The sequence below is a fragment of the Microcoleus sp. Pol12B4 genome (assembly GCF_036701385.1).
Lineage (GTDB): Bacteria > Cyanobacteriota > Cyanobacteriia > Cyanobacteriales > Microcoleaceae > Microcoleus.
The window spans coordinates 1-16,907 of record NZ_JAUBQR010000147.1 but is presented as its reverse complement, the minus strand read 5'-3'; the positions used below and the strand labels follow the sequence as shown (position 1 = coordinate 16,907).

At 46.6% G+C, this 16,907-nt stretch carries 15 protein-coding genes and 1 tRNA gene; 5 read left to right on the top strand and 11 right to left on the bottom strand.

Annotated features, from left to right (window positions below):
• Positions 1 to 230 precede the first annotated feature (230 nt).
• The 8 genes from QUA38_RS19420 to QUA38_RS19385 form a co-directional block, all read right to left on the bottom strand.
• On the bottom strand, positions 231 to 839 hold the full coding sequence (locus QUA38_RS19420; RefSeq protein ID WP_333164605.1) for a Uma2 family endonuclease: 609 nt from the start codon (positions 837 to 839) through the stop codon (positions 231 to 233).
• A gap of 164 nt (positions 840 to 1,003) precedes the next feature.
• Positions 1,004 to 1,077 (bottom strand) — tRNA-Val (locus QUA38_RS19415).
• An 87-nt stretch (positions 1,078 to 1,164) separates the two neighbouring features.
• Positions 1,165 to 3,192 carry a serine/threonine-protein kinase gene (locus QUA38_RS19410; RefSeq protein WP_333164603.1) on the bottom strand — a complete coding sequence of 676 codons (2,028 nt, stop codon included), beginning with the start codon at positions 3,190 to 3,192 and terminating at the stop codon, positions 1,165 to 1,167.
• 106 nt (positions 3,193 to 3,298) lie between these two features.
• Entirely contained in the window at positions 3,299 to 3,745 is a 447-nt protein-coding gene (locus tag QUA38_RS19405) for an SRPBCC family protein (protein WP_333164601.1), read from the bottom strand.
• A gap of 189 nt (positions 3,746 to 3,934) precedes the next feature.
• Positions 3,935 to 5,371 (bottom strand): 9,9'-di-cis-zeta-carotene desaturase, encoded by a 1,437-nt coding sequence (gene zds / locus QUA38_RS19400; protein ID WP_333164608.1) that lies wholly within the window; start codon positions 5,369 to 5,371, stop codon positions 3,935 to 3,937.
• 60 nt (positions 5,372 to 5,431) lie between these two features.
• Positions 5,432 to 5,788, bottom strand: coding sequence for a type II toxin-antitoxin system PemK/MazF family toxin (locus tag QUA38_RS19395; protein ID WP_333164598.1), 357 nt, complete (start codon positions 5,786 to 5,788; stop codon positions 5,432 to 5,434).
• A gap of 4 nt (positions 5,789 to 5,792) precedes the next feature.
• Entirely contained in the window at positions 5,793 to 6,047 is a 255-nt protein-coding gene (locus QUA38_RS19390; protein WP_333164595.1) for a hypothetical protein, read from the bottom strand.
• 116 nt (positions 6,048 to 6,163) lie between these two features.
• On the bottom strand, positions 6,164 to 7,813 hold the full coding sequence (locus QUA38_RS19385) for a DUF6930 domain-containing protein (protein ID WP_333164593.1): 1,650 nt from the start codon (positions 7,811 to 7,813) through the stop codon (positions 6,164 to 6,166).
• Positions 7,814 to 8,058: 245 nt separating this feature from the next.
• Here QUA38_RS19385 and QUA38_RS19380 point away from each other — a divergent pair, with 245 nt between their 5' ends.
• From QUA38_RS19380 to QUA38_RS19370, 3 genes are all read left to right on the top strand, one after another.
• Entirely contained in the window at positions 8,059 to 8,412 is a 354-nt protein-coding gene (locus QUA38_RS19380) for a HesB/IscA family protein (protein WP_172187584.1), read from the top strand.
• 87 nt (positions 8,413 to 8,499) lie between these two features.
• Positions 8,500 to 8,916, top strand: coding sequence for a tetratricopeptide repeat protein (locus tag QUA38_RS19375; RefSeq protein WP_333164588.1), 417 nt, complete (start codon positions 8,500 to 8,502; stop codon positions 8,914 to 8,916).
• Between the two features lie 196 nt (positions 8,917 to 9,112).
• Complete coding sequence (locus tag QUA38_RS19370; protein WP_172187588.1) at positions 9,113 to 9,310, top strand: hypothetical protein; 198 nt, start codon at positions 9,113 to 9,115, stop codon at positions 9,308 to 9,310.
• A 172-nt stretch (positions 9,311 to 9,482) separates the two neighbouring features.
• On the opposite strand, the gene QUA38_RS19365 is transcribed toward QUA38_RS19370, so the two are convergent.
• Positions 9,483 to 11,114, bottom strand: coding sequence for a DUF3352 domain-containing protein (locus tag QUA38_RS19365; RefSeq protein ID WP_333164586.1), 1,632 nt, complete (start codon positions 11,112 to 11,114; stop codon positions 9,483 to 9,485).
• 148 nt (positions 11,115 to 11,262) lie between these two features.
• Between QUA38_RS19365 and thyD the strand changes: the two genes are divergently transcribed.
• Entirely contained in the window at positions 11,263 to 12,189 is a 927-nt protein-coding gene (gene thyD, locus QUA38_RS19360) for a thylakoid membrane protein ThyD (RefSeq protein ID WP_333164585.1), read from the top strand.
• Positions 12,190 to 12,334: 145 nt separating this feature from the next.
• Entirely contained in the window at positions 12,335 to 13,399 is a 1,065-nt protein-coding gene (locus QUA38_RS19355) for a nucleotidyl transferase AbiEii/AbiGii toxin family protein (RefSeq protein WP_333164583.1), read from the top strand.
• Positions 13,400 to 13,497: 98 nt separating this feature from the next.
• On the opposite strand, the gene QUA38_RS19350 is transcribed toward QUA38_RS19355, so the two are convergent.
• Positions 13,498 to 15,456: a COR domain-containing protein gene (locus QUA38_RS19350; RefSeq protein WP_333164581.1), complete on the bottom strand. Its 1,959-nt coding sequence runs from the start codon at positions 15,454 to 15,456 to the stop codon at positions 13,498 to 13,500.
• Complete coding sequence (locus QUA38_RS19345; RefSeq protein WP_333164577.1) at positions 15,404 to 16,702, bottom strand: leucine-rich repeat domain-containing protein; 1,299 nt, start codon at positions 16,700 to 16,702, stop codon at positions 15,404 to 15,406. The genes QUA38_RS19350 and QUA38_RS19345 overlap by 53 nt, the downstream gene beginning before the upstream one ends.
• Between the last annotated feature and the right edge of the window lie 205 nt (positions 16,703 to 16,907).

Genomic DNA, 16,907 nt, shown 5'->3' with positions numbered 1-16,907 from the left:
TATATTTGGCTGCCCAATGAATTTTTTATGCCTCAGTTTCTAACTGAGCCAGCTTTTCTTAGTCTAAACTCCAGTAATTGAGAATGCCAAATCTACCAGTTTGGTTATAGAAACAACAAAACCCGCTTTGTGGGCGGGTTTTAGCTATGGACAAAACTGGACTCGAACCGCTGACCCCTACAATGGCATTGTAGTGCTCTAACCAACTGAGCTATGTGATCGCGGATCGCTTATCCACCATTAAAAATTTGCTTAGCGGTCAAATTTAACTCGGGAAACACCGCTGATTCAATTCTTTCATCTCCTCGAAACAGCTTAATTTGATACTCACCATCTACTAACTGATAAACCGATATAGTAGGCTGTTTCGGATAACCAATATAACGGCTACCCCCTAAACTCAAATAATCTACAATCCAATATTCAGGAATGCCTAATGCTTCATAATCAATCATTTTATGTGCATAATCATCGCGCCAATTTGTGCTGACAACTTCAATAACTAATTTAACCGAATTTCCCTGAGTAATAACTGATTCTCTTTCCCATCGAGACTCATTGGATTCTACGGCTTGTTTATCTAATACAATCACATCGGGATCGTAGCCAGAGTTATCATTAAATTTAATTGTACATTCCTTGGGAATAAAGTAAGGAAGTTGTAATCGCCTGATTTCTAAACCCAATTCTATCGCTTGAAAACCCGCGCTCGCTGAATGTTTACCCGTTGGATTTGGCATTTCAACAATAACTCCGTTATGTAATTCATAGCGTCCGTTTTCGGGTTTTTCTTCCAGAAATTCATCAAAACTCCTTAACTTCGATATCGCTTGAGTCATGGTAAAGTCTCCAATGCTCTAATATCATTTGATTCTCATTCAGTAGGGTGCGTCAGATTTTTAAGTGAATTATCTAACTAATAGGTTAATTGTCTAGCGAAAGACCAGACTCTCGGTAGGACGGCAAACCTAAAACCCTTGATTTATAAATGATTTGAAATTCATGGACACAACTGGACTCGAACCAGTGACCCCTACGATGTCAACGTAGTGCTCTAACCAACTGAGCTATGCGTCCTCACGAATTCCTAATATAGCAGAACATTCGATCGCCTGTCAAGCAGAAATATGAGAATTTTTTAAGCGGGCACTCTTGACATCGCCCCTAATGCCCAATCCCCCGCCAAATCTTCACAGTTCGATCGCCCGCACCGCTAGCCAAACTCCCCCCATCAGCACTAAACGCCACCGACAAAACCTCCTCCCCGTGGCCGGTTAGAATTTCCAGCAAACCCCCCGTACCCGCATCCCACAAATAAATCGTGCCATCCCGACTCCCCGTCGCCAAAACCCGACCATCGGGACTCAACGCCAGACACAAAACATCCCCAGAATTGTCCCTCATACTCCGCAACAGCGTCCCTCCCCCCTGTGCATCCACCCGCCACAGCTTCGCCGTACCATCCCGACTCCCGCTAGCTAAAATCAATCCTTCTCCTACTCCCCCCCTTACTAAGGGGGGGCTGGGGGGGGTCTGACCGGCAGGGGAGTTGGGGGAGTTCGCAGCAAAAACGATCGCCCGCACCCAATCCCCGTGCTCTGCTAAAGTACAAATCGATCGATTATTTTGCCAATCCCACAACTGCACAGTCTTGTCCCGACTGCCACTAGCCAAAAACTCCCCGCCAGCACTAAAAGCCACAGCCTCCACCCCCCCAGCGTGACCCGTCAAAGCCGACATCCGCCTTCCCTTATTCAAATTCCACAACTGCACAGTTTTGTCCCGACTGCCACTAGCCAAAACCTGACCGTCCCGACTGAAAGCCACAGCATAAACCCTGTCCTCGTGACCCCGCAAAGCATACCACCACTTACCCTTATTCAAATCCCAAATTTGAATTGTTTTGTCCCGGCCGCCACTAGCCAAAGTCGCGCCATCAGGACTAAACGCCACACAAGTCACCCAGTCAGAATGACCCGTAAGAGTGTACCACCGCTTACCCGCATCCAACTTCCACATCTCGATCGTCTTGTCCTCACTGCCACTAGCTAAAGCCGCGCCATCTGGACTGAAAGCTACCGACGTGACAGCATTAGAATGCCCTACGAGAGTATGAACACACCTCCAAGTAGGCGCGCGTGCGGGTACAACCCGCTGCATCGGCGGCACAGGTATAATTGTGCCTGCAACCGTTGGCGGCACTGCATTCTGCACCGCAGGGGTTCTCTGTGGCACGGAAATTTTAGGCGCTGGTAGCGGCGGTGTCTCCATTCCCGCCCCCGCCGACTGCAGCTGCAAATCTTTCAATACCTCAGCTACTGATTTGTAGCGGCGACTGAGACTTGGTTCGATCATTTTGTCGAGGATGCGACTTAATTTCGGATCGATTTGAACTTTTAAAAAGTCTCGCCAAACCCAAGCATCTCGATTGATATCAAACAAATCAAAAGGAGATATTTTAGTCAGCAAATAAATGCAAGTTACTCCTAAACTGTACAAATCGCTGGCATAAACCGCTTGACCTCTAATTTGTTCCGGCGCCACGAATTCGGGAGAACCGATGACTGTACCAGTTTGTCTCAAACCCTCCACAACTTTTGCAGCGCCAAAATCAACTAAAACTAATTCGCCCGTTAATGTGGGGTAAGTATAAATGATAGGAGTTTGAGAAATGCGGCGCCGGATAATGTTGGGGGGTTTAATATCTCGGTGAATTACACTGCGATCGTGCACGAACTGCAATACTGGCAATAAATCCTTCAGCAGACTGAGAATCTGACTTTCGCTAAAAGGCCCAGTCCGCGCCAACTCTTCCTGTAAATTCTGACCTTCTATAAATTCCTGCACCAAATACTGATAGCGTTCCTGCTGAAAGTGCGCCAGCAGTTCTGGAATTTGCGGGTGTTTCCCCAATTCGTCCAGCCGTACCGCTTCTCGGTTGAATAATTCTGCTGCTTTTTCGCTGCTGCTGGTACCTTGAGATAGCGGGAAAAACTGTTTAATTGCACAGCGGGGTTTGGAGGGTTTGTCTTGGTCTATTGCTAAAAAAGTGCGACCGAAACCACCGCGCCCGAGAGGTTTGATGGCGCGGTAACGCTCTCTCAGCAACAGTTTGGAGCCGCAATTCAGGCAGAATTGGGTACGATCGGCATTTTGCGGGTTTTGACAGGCGGGGTTTAGACAGTAACTCATAACTGAACCGAGAAGGAATCAGCAGCACATCTCTATGATACTGAGGCCGGAGGGCGATCGACTCTCGCGTTACAATTAAAAACCAAACGACTTTAGTCCTCAGAATTTAAGATGTCGCTTTCACTTTCAGAGCATACTCTTTAAACCTTTCCAAGTCAGCCTGAATTGTCGATTCAACCACGCGGCCCAGAAATAGGTTATCCATCAATTTTCCCAGCCAGCCGGGAATTCCGTAAGCCACTGTCAGCTTGACGATACTGCTGTCTTTGCGATCGTAAAATCTTACGGCACCTCGATTTGGCAAACCGTCTACCGATTCCCACTGAATTATCTGATGCGGCACTAATTTGAGAATCCGAGAAAGCCAGCTAAATTCTAACCCGCCAGTTGCGAGTTTCCAGCGAGACAATTCTGGATCTTCTTCGAGAATATGAACAGATTCTATCCACTTCATCCAGCGCGGCATTTGCTCTAAATCTGACCAGAGTTGCCACGCTAATTCGATGGGAATTGCCACTTCTACTTGAACACTGTGTTCTAACCAATCAGTCATGGGATTTTAGATTTTAGATTTTAGATTTTAGATTGAAGAATTGTTTGTTTCTTGTTACCAGGCTATGCCTGGTAACGCAGATCCACAGGCTGCGCCTCGCTTTTCCTGTCGAATACTGGAGGCAGAGCCTCCTGATCGGCATTCCCAGGAAGAGCCTGGGAACCAGAGAAAACGAGAGAGGACTAATGACTAATGACTGTAAGCTTCGAGAATTGCCTTAGCCGCTTGATGCCCTGAAAGTGTCGCTCCTTCCATGCTATCAATGTAGTCTTGCTGAGTGTAACTTCCTGCTAGAAAGAAATTGGCGATCGGAGTTTTTTGAGCAGGGCGGAAAACATCCATTCCCGGTGCTTCACGATACAAAGATTGAGCGAGCTTAACTACACTGTACCAAGTCATGTTTAATTCCCGCGCTGAGGGGAATAAATCCTGAACTTGCTTAAGTACGTGTTGGGCGATCGCCTCATTGCTTTGTTTAATAAACGGATCTCCCGGTGTCAGCACCAACTGCAGCAGCGAACCTTTGCCTTCTTGATAATAATCTTTGGGACTTGTCAGCGCCAAATCTGCAAAACAAGAAAAATCTGCATCTGCTGAATATAGCAAATTATCGATTCCTACAGCGTGACTCAACTGTTTGCGCTGGGCTTGGTCTTCCAGTTCCGTTACCCAACCGTCGAACCGCAATTGTACTGTAGCAACCGGCACAGCATCTAATTTATAAATGTTGTCAAATTCTGACCATTTGCGCCAAGCTGGGGGCAATATTTTCTGAATTCCCGGCACGTCGCAGGCGAAAACGTAAGCGTCTGCGGTAATATTTTCTTCTGTTTCGCCGTTAGCTACTAGCAAGCCTGTTACGCGGGTTTCTTCGCCTTCTTCAAACTGAATTTCTCTCACTCTGCGCCGCGTGTAAATTTTTGCTCCTTTCTTTTCCAAATATTCCACAATTGGCTTGTGCAAATATTCGTTGGGAGAACCAGCCAGCATCCGCATGACAGAGGCTTCTGTTTTTGATGCAAAGAATTGAAATATTGTCAACATACACCGGGCAGAAATATTTTCAGTGTCGATAAAACCCAGTGCGTAGGCGATCGGATTCCACATTCTTTTGAGCGAGTTTTGGTTGCCACCTTGACTGCGGAACCAGTCAGCAAAGCTAATTTTATCCAAATCGCGGATAGTTTTCATTGCCCCGTCAAAGTCTATTAAACCTCGGACGATCGGGCTAGTTCCCAGGGCGATCGCATTTTGAATTTTGTCTTGTACGGATAGCTGAGATGTCGTGAAAAACGCCTTCAATCCGTGCAAAGGAGCACCCACCGGAAAGCGAAAATCTAAAGAACCGGTTTCGCCGCCTCGATTGATAAAAGTGTGGACGTGTTCTTTGAGGAGCAAATCGTCAAATGCTCCCACTTTTTTCATCAGAGCAAATAAGTTATAATAACAGCCGAAGAAGACGTGCAAACCCATTTCAACGTGATTGCCGTCGGGATCTACCCAACTGCCGACTTTGCCGCCGACAAAGGGGCGGGATTCAAAAATTTCTACTTCGTGGCCGGCTTCCACTAAATCGACTGCTGTGGTCATTCCAGCCAGTCCCGCACCTGCGATCGCAACCCGCATTTTACCTATCCTTTCCCGTATTTTTACAGATTGTAACAAATTTTAGAATTTCCGAAACATTCAAAGTTCATAAATGCCGATCGACACTTGTATAGCCCTCTGCATTCTTGCTAAGACATTGGCACTAAGTTGACCGTAAGGGCCTTGTTCCAGATAAGTCTTTTGGACAGTTAGAATTTGCTCGCAGACAGCCAGGGAGTCAGATTCTAACCCTCCTTCACCAGCAGGAATCAAAACCCTAGTCGGAGTTTCGCCCCCTCTCAAATCGCTAGTAAAAGGGACAATCAGTACAGTACGGCTCAATTCATTCCGGCTATCTATGGAAACGACAGCAACAGGACGCTTTTTGGTATCTCCGATCGTTCGCAAAGCTCTAACAAGATAAACTTCGCCCTGTCGCGGATAAGCTTCTGTCATTGTCTCAAAGACCTTCCTCTATTAAAATTTCTTCCATTTGTTCCTGAGCCAATGTTGCCCATTCTTCCTCAAACTCAATATCTTCTTGGCTGCGGTTTTGATAAAAATTCCGCAACTTATCTTCTATTTGCTTAGCGTACCAGAGACGGAGAGCTTGTTCGATCGCCTCCGTCCAATCATCAGTAAGCTGGTCTATTTTATCTGCGAATTCAGCATCAAGGGCGACTAACACTTCTCGCTTTTGAGTAGAATTTGACATCATCATTTTCCTTAATAATTTAACAACTATGGTGCGCTGGAGCGCACCATACAAATTACTTTTACCTCTTTCTTCTCAAAACAGTCATACAGTCAACAGTCAACAGTCAACTAACTTTAAAACATCGGCATCAACTGAAGTGGCCCAATTCCCAAGTCTTTAGCAGACACCCAGCGCACCTCAAGCAAAGCGATCATATCCTTAAACTGAGGCTGACCGCGAGAAGCACCCATCAACCCTTTAGCAATAATCAAACCGCACCAACCGTTGGTTAATTTACAGCGACGGTCCCACTTCTTGCGAGCTTCCTGATGCACCGGATCGTCTTCATTAAACTCCCCAAACAAATACAGCTCCCCATTTTTAGTTTGCAAAATACCCAAGTCGTATTGCTCATCCTGAAAAGGATTTTCGCCCGGATTAAAACCAATCCCCTTCACACCTCCAGCTTCTTTCAAATCCTGAATCATAGTTTTTGCCTTCGGATGAGAAGTTTGGATCATCACCACTGGCAAACCATCTCCGGCGGTATTAATATCAATTTCTGCACCTTGGTGAAACTGGACACTTTCGCGCAGGAACTCTACCGTTTCCCAAGGTACGGCGCCGAGACTCAAAAATGAATTTTGCGGCACCAAATCGTCCCGCAGCAGTGGCTTGTCAAATTCATCATCATCGTCATCATCGTCATCATCGTCATCACCGAGCATCTGTAATAATTCGTCTGACACATCCGGCATCGTGGAAACTTTAACGGATACCTGTTGAATTTCTCCGTCAGACTGCGGAACTGGGATGCGGTAGCGGCTGCTAAGACTGGGAAACGTCTCTGCTCCCAATTTCCGGCGACCGTTGCGGAAAAAGCGGTGAAATGCTTTGAGAGCCACTAACATCGTGAGGGCTTCTTCTTCGTAAAGAATCGATCGCAATCCTTCTAAAGGATGCAGGTTGCCGAAATTTGGTTCAATTTCTGATGGAGGCAAATCGGCTAAATCAATTTCTTCGTCGTCGTCCTCATCAATATCTGCTGCACTTTCAAAGGTAACAAACAAACAGTCTTGCCCTAAAAAAGCCTGTTCTAAATCTTCAAAAGATTCATCGTTGACGACTCGTTCTCGAAACCGTTTCAAGGATTCTAGAGAACGGTACAGTAAAACTCCGTAATCCATCCTGGCTTGCCCCAATACGGATACGTAGAGGCTGCCGACATCCCACTGATTGATTTCAATAGATATAATTTGGTGCTCGCTCAAAGTCCGCCACGGAGCGTCGTGCCAAATTTGAGCAGCTTTTTCCATTAAAACTTCAGCATACTGAGGGGGTAACTCAGGAGGTCTGTTGATCGCCACCTCTTCCATGCCGCGAAATATTTCGTCAATTAAGGGCAATTCCGGCACGTAGTCAATGGAAATGCTTAAATCTTGAAGTACGCCCCGCAGATAAAATTGAATTTCTCGGTTTTTAACTACTATTTTTTGGGGGCGGACTGCGGGAGCCGGACTTTGAGGATGTTCCATTGCCCGTAGCAGGGCCCGGACGATCGCCTCTGGGCCAGCATCTGGGCCTACCATGTCCATAGCTCTCACGACTCCTTCGGAGCCATCGACCCAGAGAATGCACTCGCCACCAGCTTCTAGAACGTCGTCGTCCTCTAGCATCATGTGCGAGTCAGCATTAGATAAAGGTCGGCGATCGCCCTCCCACACGCTGGGAATTTGAGGTAAGTTTTGTAGCCGACGAAGAGTAGTGCGATTCAGCGCTGCCATAGAGTAAGCCCGTTGGGTGAAGCATTGTTGCGGTGCCGGTAGCCGGTCAACCGCTGCTTATCAATCATAAACCCTATAGGGGGAGAGGGCATCAAGCTGGGGAACGAGGCCCCACGGGAATTAAAAATTAGAAGGTAAAAATTCTGCCTTCAGCATCTAACCCAAGGCCTTCTCGCGAATGCCTGTACAATGGAGGCATAAGATTAAACTCTTAGCATTAGACAATCTCAGGAGTTCGGCAAATTATGACTCAAGCCACTTCACAAAAGCGTGGAATTCAAATGACGGACTCTGCTGTCCGTCAAGTTTTAGCTCTGAGAGAGAAACAAGGTAAAGACCTCTGCTTGCGGGTAGGGGTGCGCCAGGGCGGCTGCTCTGGAATGTCCTACGTGATGGATTTCGCAGACCCCAGCACTGTGAAATCCGACGATGAAGTGTTCGACTACGACGGTTTTCAGGTAGTTTGCGATCGCAAGAGCATTCTTTATCTCTACGGTTTGGTTCTCGACTTCAGCGATGCTATGATCGGGGGCGGTTTTCAGTTTACTAACCCCAACGCAACTCAAACTTGCGGTTGTGGCAGTTCTTTTTCTACATAAATCGGAAAAGAGGGCATGGGGCAGTAAGTTGTTAACTGCCCCATGCCCTTTTCCATGCAACATCCCAAATCTAAAATCTAAAATCGAATGACCCCTGAAGAATTGTTTAAAGACGGTTTCGATCGCTACCAAGCTGGCGAAGCCCCGGCTAATCTGATCCCCGTGTTTAAAGAAGTGTGCGAAAAAGCTCCCAAAAATGGCAATGCCTGGGCTAGCCTGGCGTGGCTCTACCTGTTAGAAAATAAACCCGCACCGGCTCAAAAGGCAGCGAAAACCGCCGTTAAATTGAACCCTCACGACCCCCAAGCTCGCATCAACCTAGCAGTAGCCATTCTCGATCTCAAAGAGAAAGGAGTGCGCCCCCATGTAGAAGTGGCTCAGCAATTACTGATAGCTTCCGAAGAGTTGCTCGACGAAGTTAAAAAAAATTTTGAAGAAGGATTAAGCAGAAAACCCGACTGGAAGAGTCTCGCCCGCGTTAAACAGTGGCTTTTGGAGCCGTAACGCCGCAAACAAGTCGATTTGGGGGCGGGGAGCAACAAAACTGGCTTTGGAGTTTATTACGAGATCGTAATAAATCAATAAATAACTTTATGGAAAACTCAGAAAGTCAGTGCTAGTATTTGAAAACTTAGACGATTCACAAACCGGCTCAGCGGTTTTCAGATTTTACTACGATAATACTAGGAGTTGTAAAAACATGAGCAATGACAGCCACGTTAACATCAAACCAGCAACCCGCAACCACAAAGGTTTCTTTATTCAGCCTGCTTCTTACAAATTGATGAGCATCGATAAATCTGGCTGGGCCTTGATTTGCATGGACAAAGCAGTTTGTCACTATGTAGATCCGGATGATTTGCAATTGCCAAATAAATCAGGAATGTCTGAAGGTTAATTCTGAAGCTTTGAGAGACTTTAAGATGCTTTACTTGAGTAGCTGCCCTCCATTGAGGGCAGCATCTTTTTTTGGTCAGAAAAAACTCCGGCAACGCGCAGTGAATCGGGATTTAAGGGATACAAGGATAGAAGGAAAAATTACCGATTACAAATTACCGATTACAAATTCCCTAATTGTTAGATTTCAAGGCAAAAAGCATCTCCAACTCAGCAGTTGTGGGTTGCGTAGAAGCTGTGGCTACGCTAACTCCTCGGAGAGAATTTAGCAATTCAGCGGCGGGCGGCGAAACTAAATTTGGCTGTACTGCGAGCAAATATTGGTTAGCCCAAGACATGGTTTTTTCCATATCTATGTAAAAGTAACCTTGATTGCCCCGCGGTAAAGAAGTAGCGATCGCCTGAAAACTCGGACTGCTGCTTAACGGCTGGGGCGGCGTCGAAGTAATCACATCAACTAAAGGCCCGCCGAAAGCTACAAACACAGAATTTTCATTCAGCCAACCGTGCCCGAATAAAGTGCCTTGCTGGGGTATTTTCCATTCCGTAACTTCCTTTCCTTGAACTTGTCTGGGGGCGACACTGACTGTAGCATTGCTTTTGGCGATCGCATCGAGTTTTTTCAGGGTTGCTTCTGCAGCAGGGCGATCGCTGGTTTCAAAAATCATCGCTGCCCCCATCCCCAACTGAGACAAAATACCTTGATCCGAACCGATCGCCCCGATCGCAAATTCCCCGTTCATCCAACCAAAAACATCACGATCCGCATCCAAATCCAACCGTTTAAAACTACTCCTCACCTGCTGAATTCCCCTGTCAACTTCCGGGCTATCTTTTGCCTGGGCCGTCGCCTGCGACCAAATTTGATCTAGTCCCTTGCCGCCGACTAAAGCAATAGTTTCGCCGGGAAATCTGGGTAACAATTTCGATGCGACTTGTGGATTTTGCTGCACGAATTTCGGGTCTAACTGAGCAATAGTTTTTACCCTCAATCCCTCACTATCCGCTCCAATTCCCGCTACCAAAGACTTAACTTGTTTGAACTGCGAAAACACTGTCCAAGGCAACTGAATATCTGCGGGCAAATTAGCTTTCAATTGCTCAATTGCAGCAGGATAATCAGCAATATAAACAGTTGCGATCGGATTCTTGACACCAGCACTCTCTGCAAAAAACTTAGTTGTGCTTTGCTGCGTAGCGAGGGAGGGTTCTCCTTTAAAAGTATCGATCGCCAATTCCACAGGCTTTTTCAAAGGAGCCATCACTAATTGGTCGTTCAGCAAAGCCACACTGTAGCGCTTGCCAGTTGGCTCTGCAATCTCAAAAATTTTAACTCCTTTATACTCGGTTTCTTGAGTAGTTGCACCGGGCTGAGATTTTAATTTATTCGCAAAATTCCAAGCGCTAATTTTATTTTTCACGCTGACTACTACCAGCAGTTTTGGAGGCTCTGTATTCGTCACAGCATCAGGAGGCAGCAAAGCGACCATCACCCCCCCTAACCAAGGCTTTAAGTCCCTGTCAAAGTCGATTTGAGTGCCTGCCAAGCTTTGTTCTTGAAAGCCCTTCAAACCCTGACCGATCAACTTTTGAGCTCCTGGCGTGCCAAATCGCTGCAACTTGGACAACGCTTGGGGATTGGGGGAGATGAACGCGGCCATCATTGCTTCGTCGGGTACAACTTTGGCGCTGTCTTGAGGGTTGGATACTTGTTGGCTCAAACCCTGGAAGTAAAAGTAGACCGCAGCGCTACCTGCTGCGGCGATGGAGGCAGCAATTAGAAGCTTTGATTTTTTTGCAGGCATGGTTTGTGTTCCTCGCGTCCCATATCAGTTTAATCAAAATACAGAAAGCTTGTGTGGAGGCGATCGAGGCTGCTGTTTATTTTTGTATAATTCAAAACAAGTTTGGACGATCGTCTAAACTGCTAGAACTGTGCATTATTGGTAAAAGATGAAAGTAGCGATCGCGGGAGCAACGGGATTTGTAGGTAGCCGGCTGGTGGAGAAGCTGCAAGCTGCGGGACATCAAATGGTGGTTTTGAGCAGGGATGCCGCGAAGGCTGGCCGAGTTTTTCCGGCTTCAGCTTATCCGAATTTGGAAGTTGTCGCCTACACTCCTGCGGAGTCTGGTGATTGGCAAAAGTCGATCGCGGGCTGCGACGCTGTTGTCAATTTAGCAGGGGTTCCGATTGCGGAGGAAAGGTGGACGGAGGCGCGCCAGCAAGCAATTCTGGACAGTCGCAAACTGACGACGGCAAAATTGGTCGAGGCGATCGTCAATGCTAATCCTAGGCCATCTGTGTTTGTTAGCGCATCGGCGATCGGCTATTACGGAACCAGCGAAACCGCTGAGTTTGACGAAACGAGCCTCGCTGGAAACGATTTTTTAGCAGCAGTTTGCAAAGACTGGGAAGCAGCCGCCCAACCTGCCAAAAATGCGGGAACGCGGCTAGCAATTTTGCGGTTGGGGATAGTTTTGGGAATGGGAGGCGCGTTGGCAAAAATGCTGCCACCTTTTAAACTATTTGCAGGCGGCCCGATTGGGACAGGAAAACAGTGGTTTTCTTGGGTTCATCGCGAGGATGTGGTTGATTTAATTTTGTACGCTTTGCAAAATTCGCAAGTTGAAGGCGTTTTGAATGCGACAGCACCGAATCCGGTGCGGATGAATGAATTGTGTCAAACTTTAGGGGAAGTTTTGCAGCGACCTTCTTGGTTGCCGGTGCCAAGTTTTGCTTTAGAAATGCTGTTGGGAGACGGGGCAAAAGTTGTTTTAGAAGGGCAAAAAGTGTTGCCGAAACACACTTTAGCTAGCGGTTTCAAATATCAATATCCGACGCTGAAATTAGCACTCGAAGAGATTTTATCGGGAAGTTAGGAACCTACGGAATAGAACCCGCCGAATAGAATTCGGGGCTAAACAAACAAAGTCCGCCTGCGCCGACTCAAACAAAATTCCTCGTTGCCAGGCTCTGCCTGGTAACGCATATCCAGAGGCTCTGCCTCGCTTTCCCCGAAAGCAGATGAACAATCAAGAAATAGCAACTGCATTTAAAGTTCCTGCAGAACTCCCATTTCTTCAAGCTATCTGCTGGCAAATTGCTGATGTAAAAAAAATGAGTTTCAAGGAAATGCTATGCCGCTACGAATCCGGCTGGCATTATTGGGGAGTGTTGGGAACACCTAGCTCCGAGGAACTGGCTTTTATTCAACAAATTAGCGAACACTATCAGTCTTGGTTAATAGCGGAACTGGGAAGCAGTTTTCCGCCAAAAAATCCCGAAAATTGGGTAAGTTCTCAAGCAATGTTTAAACGCGAAATTCATCAAAAGATATTAACTGTACTCAGCCACTTGAATGTCGAATTTCTACAGGAATGTCGGGCGTATTTTGGCGGCGGAATGTTGGTAAGTATGGAACACGGAGAATATCGGTTGAGTCAGGATATTGACTTTATGTGTCCGATGGATAATGGCTACCGTCTTCTGCGCCGAAAAGTTGCAGAAGGGGGCTATGATGCGATTTTTGCTAGTCGCGATTCCCTTGGGGATAGCTTCGCTTCACGCATTGTTCTCCCGAACGATATTCAAGCAAACCAGTATGGGATAAGATTTCCTGTTATTGTGGGCGGCACTACTATTAAATTCGAGATGGTTTGTGAAGGGCGAATTGAGTTTGGCGAACCAAATTATCCAAATTGGTCGCCTGTTCCTTGTTTGAATCAAATTGATAGTATAGCAGAAAAGCTGTTGGCAAATGCCGATCGACAGCCGGGCGATCGGGTAAATTCTAGAGATTTAATCGACTTGGCTATGCAACGGTTAGCGACTCCGATTCCCCAAGAGGCGATCGACAAAGCGGAAGCAGCTTATCAAGTTATGGAACCGCTCGCTCGAGCGATTCAGTATTTCCAAGATCGTCCCGATTATCGGGAAAAATGCTATGAGGTTTTGAGTATAGCCCAGCCAAATAAAGTTATTGACGGTATCGATTTACTAGCTCAGGATTTAGGCGGGGAAATAACAGTCAGGACATTTAGCGAGACTATTTCCTCGTTCCCAAGTAAGCTTGAAGATGAGATGCTTTGATGCTGGATTTGGTATTGCTCTCCTTCCCGGCAGAGCATGGAAGAGATTTCCTGTTTAAATTATCACACGATCGCAATAATAGTGTCAAGATAAAAATATTAATACTCCTCTACAAACTGAGGATGAACCCACAGAAATTCGCGGCGTCTGTTCTGCACCCGCACCAAGCCACCAAAACCAGGATCTTTTGCTTTTAGCTGCGCGTGTAATTGTCGCAAAATCGAGCCTTGGGCGCGGATGGCTGCTTCGCCCTGTTGCCAATCAGGGGCCTCACTTTCGGTAGACAAATTAGTCGCTAAATCGCTTCCTTTCAAGGTAGACTCGATGCTTTTTTGTCCGAGATCGAGTTCCTCTTCAATACCTTTGTAGGTGGCTTCATCTAGCATTAGCTTGGTGGCCGAGGCTGCGACAGGTAAGACTAGACTCAGGGTTCCGGTCAAAATTTTGAGATAGGGGGCTGCTTTGGTAAACCATTCGCGCGACACTTCCAATTCATAAACTCCCTTCTTCTTGTCGTTAGGATTTAAGGCGGGAAGCGGTTGACGAGAGTGTTCGCACCAGAGGGTAATTTGCAATTTTGTACTTATCCATTTGGGGCGATCGAAAAAGCTTGGATCGACGGGCTTGAAACTGAACAGGCGCGGGCCATCTTTCGCTTCATCGGTGAGCATTTGCATTAGCGACGCAAATTCCTCATCGACTTTGCTGAGAATGATCCGCTGATCCTGAGACAATGACTGAAAGCGTTCTTCACCTCGACGATCTAAAATTACTAAATCTTGGCGGATGATTTTTAGCGCGTCTTTGACAATATTTCGGAACTGCTGAATGCCGATTTCTTGGGATGGGGGTTGAGCAGTCGGCGCGTTATTTAGCAGTCGGTCTATATTTTGCCATTCACCACACCCGGAAATGGGACACGGGAATTCATGACGATTTTTCTTTTTACTTTCAATTAGTTTCTGTACCTCAAACAGTCCGTTTCCAGGCGCATTCATGCTGCACGGTGCAATGCAGGGAACCATGACGTTACAACGCAATCCTTCCCAGAAATTCTCGACTAGCCATTTAATCTCTTCCGTGAGATATGACAGGAACCTTTCTGGATAAGCTGCCCGCACCGTGATTTTTACATCAGTGCCAACATATTCCAGCAATGCCCGACCGTTGTAATCATTGTCAAGCATTAAGCCGCGTTGCCAGTGAATGCTGTTTTCGTAATTAGTCCGCCCCAGTGAGTATTTGTGCAACCGGACAATCAATTGATAAAATAACCCTTCTGCTACTGCAAACTGTCCGCGACTGTCCACAATGCGACAGATTTGTATCTGTTGCCTGTCTCCCGCTTCTGGTTGCTCTCCCCAATTGGGCAATGGCTCCGGGCGTGTGTCGGGAACAAGTTGAGCAATGAGGCTGGTATTGCTAGTTTCTGACGGATCGAAAACCACTTTGTAGGATAGATCAAAGCGTTCCATCAGTCGCAGAAAGATTGGATGCAACTTTGAGGGGTAGCCTTCTTCGCCTGCAAATGGCGGATGGCTCCACAACTGGCTGAGATGCTGAAATTCCACTAAACCGTTGCGTTTGCGTGTCGTTTCATCATCTAGCACGAAGCTGATCGCCTTTGCCAGCCAGTCGGGTTTGAGGATGACGATATCGCGTAGTGTTGGGTCGTAATGGTAATGGATGAAATGCCCTAATATATGGGAGATGCGAAGAAACAGTTCTGCTTGCTCCTCATCGATTCCCTCTTTAGCGCAGATGGCAATGACATCATTGTAGGGGAGATAGGCTTTGTCACTTGTCTGTAAGGTTTCCCGCACCCGTTGCCACTTTGCTGGAACGGAACGCCGCATTTCGGGAAGAGATGCAGCGACACGAGCAATAGTATCTTTTAATTCTGCAAGACCAGCGCAATCCGTCGTATCCTGGTTGGGTTTGCTGTCTACATGGAAGAAATCGATTACCGTATCTTTGCCGAATTGATCCAAAATTTCTTGTCTGTCAATATCCGGTTGTCGCTGTCCGGGACCGCCGTGGGTTGCGACGACCAACACCTTTGCATCTATCTGGTTCTCGATTTTTGATCAGCGTAATCCACTCTTTGACAAAGCCCTGCTGGGGGCCTTCCCGTGGCTTCCAGATAACCAGATACACGGCTGGCGCACTGAAAAACAACTGGTGCGTCGGTCGATAAACCCGTTGACCGCCAAAATCCCAACCATTGAGTGATATCTCTGTACCACTGTCGGGATCGGTGACGATTACAGATTTAATTTCAATCCCGTGAGTCGTGGGGCGACCATCCACCCATTCATCCCCCCGCAATGCACCCAACACACAACTCTTGCCCACCTCACCCTCGCCAATTAGGATCAGTTTGGCTTCATTCAGCGTTACTTGTGCCTCTGCTTTTGCCCTCAGGTATTGCAAAACAGCTTTAGTGCTTTGCTGGTATGCAGCTGCTAGGTCAGGGTTGAGGGCATTGTTTTCTAAATACAGATTTTCTATATTAGAGAGCTGACACAGCGATGCTGGTAAGTCAGCCAAATTATTTGTATTTAACTGAAGTTCAGATAATTCTGTAAGTTCGCCTAACCAGTTTGGTAGCGTAGTCAAACTACAATTTGCAAGTGAAAGTTTTTTAATTTGTTTGGGTAGGCTTAAGCAAGATGGAAGTTCATATAACGGATTGCCTAAGTCTTGCAATTCAGAATCAATGTTAGGAAACTCAGCGCCTAACCAAAGTATTTTCAGTTTCAGTAAGTTCTTTATTGAATCCGGTAAATTGGTAATTTGATTCCCAGATAAGCTCAATGATTCCAGTAATTGCAATTCCCCAATCCAGTGGGGAATTATTCGTAGTTTGTTTCTAGGTATATAAAGTTCCTTTAGTAAGTTTAATCTCCGCAGAACAAGAGGTATTTCATCTAGCTGGTTCGAGGATAATTGTATTTTCTCTAATTTATTTAGATTTCCCAAGCAATTTGGTAGAGACGTTAGCTTGTTGTCGTTAAGATTCAACAACTTTAATTGGGTGAGCGAGCCAATCGCCTCTGGCAGTTCCATCAGTTGATTGTCAGAGAGGTCAAGCTGTTGTAACTGGGTCAGGGATGCGATTGCATCTGGCAGTTCTGTTAGTTCATTTCTGGAGAGGTCAAAGTGTTGCAACTGAGTGAGGGATGCGATCGCCTCTGGCAGTTCCGTCAGTTCCATGTAGCTAAGATCGAGTGTTCTTGCTCCCTCTCGCCGTGCCTCTTCAATGCGCTGCCGTGCTTCCCGATCGCCCTCAGTTTCTAACATTGCCAATTCCTTGTTTTGATTTTTGTATATAAGTACGATCGCCTTTTGAGATGACTCGGGCGATCGCCAGACATGATTTGATTTTGAATATTGCTTAATCTCACTTCAAAATAACATCAATATTTTGTCGATCGTGAGCTTTGAGCAAACTCGCCGGATCGGGCCCAGCGGGGATAATGCAGCCGGGATTCAGCGGGAACAAATT

Excerpts from the sequence above, each read along its gene's own strand:
- QUA38_RS19420 (WP_333164605.1), bottom strand. The coding sequence starts at position 839 with ATGACTCAAGCGATATCGAAGTTAAGGAGTTTTGATGAATTTCTGGAA.
- QUA38_RS19410 (WP_333164603.1), bottom strand. The coding sequence starts at position 3,192 with ATGAGTTACTGTCTAAACCCCGCCTGTCAAAACCCGCAAAATGCCGAT.
- QUA38_RS19405 (WP_333164601.1), bottom strand. The coding sequence starts at position 3,745 with ATGACTGATTGGTTAGAACACAGTGTTCAAGTAGAAGTGGCAATTCCC.
- zds (WP_333164608.1), bottom strand. The coding sequence starts at position 5,371 with ATGCGGGTTGCGATCGCAGGTGCGGGACTGGCTGGAATGACCACAGCA.
- QUA38_RS19395 (WP_333164598.1), bottom strand. The coding sequence starts at position 5,788 with ATGACAGAAGCTTATCCGCGACAGGGCGAAGTTTATCTTGTTAGAGCT.
- QUA38_RS19390 (WP_333164595.1), bottom strand. The coding sequence starts at position 6,047 with ATGTCAAATTCTACTCAAAAGCGAGAAGTGTTAGTCGCCCTTGATGCT.
- QUA38_RS19385 (WP_333164593.1), bottom strand. The coding sequence starts at position 7,813 with ATGGCAGCGCTGAATCGCACTACTCTTCGTCGGCTACAAAACTTACCT.
- QUA38_RS19380 (WP_172187584.1), top strand. The coding sequence starts at position 8,059 with ATGACTCAAGCCACTTCACAAAAGCGTGGAATTCAAATGACGGACTCT.
- QUA38_RS19375 (WP_333164588.1), top strand. The coding sequence starts at position 8,500 with ATGACCCCTGAAGAATTGTTTAAAGACGGTTTCGATCGCTACCAAGCT.
- QUA38_RS19370 (WP_172187588.1), top strand. The coding sequence starts at position 9,113 with ATGAGCAATGACAGCCACGTTAACATCAAACCAGCAACCCGCAACCAC.
- QUA38_RS19365 (WP_333164586.1), bottom strand. The coding sequence starts at position 11,114 with ATGCCTGCAAAAAAATCAAAGCTTCTAATTGCTGCCTCCATCGCCGCA.
- thyD (WP_333164585.1), top strand. The coding sequence starts at position 11,263 with ATGAAAGTAGCGATCGCGGGAGCAACGGGATTTGTAGGTAGCCGGCTG.
- QUA38_RS19355 (WP_333164583.1), top strand. The coding sequence starts at position 12,335 with ATGAACAATCAAGAAATAGCAACTGCATTTAAAGTTCCTGCAGAACTC.
- QUA38_RS19345 (WP_333164577.1), bottom strand. The coding sequence starts at position 16,702 with ATGTTAGAAACTGAGGGCGATCGGGAAGCACGGCAGCGCATTGAAGAG.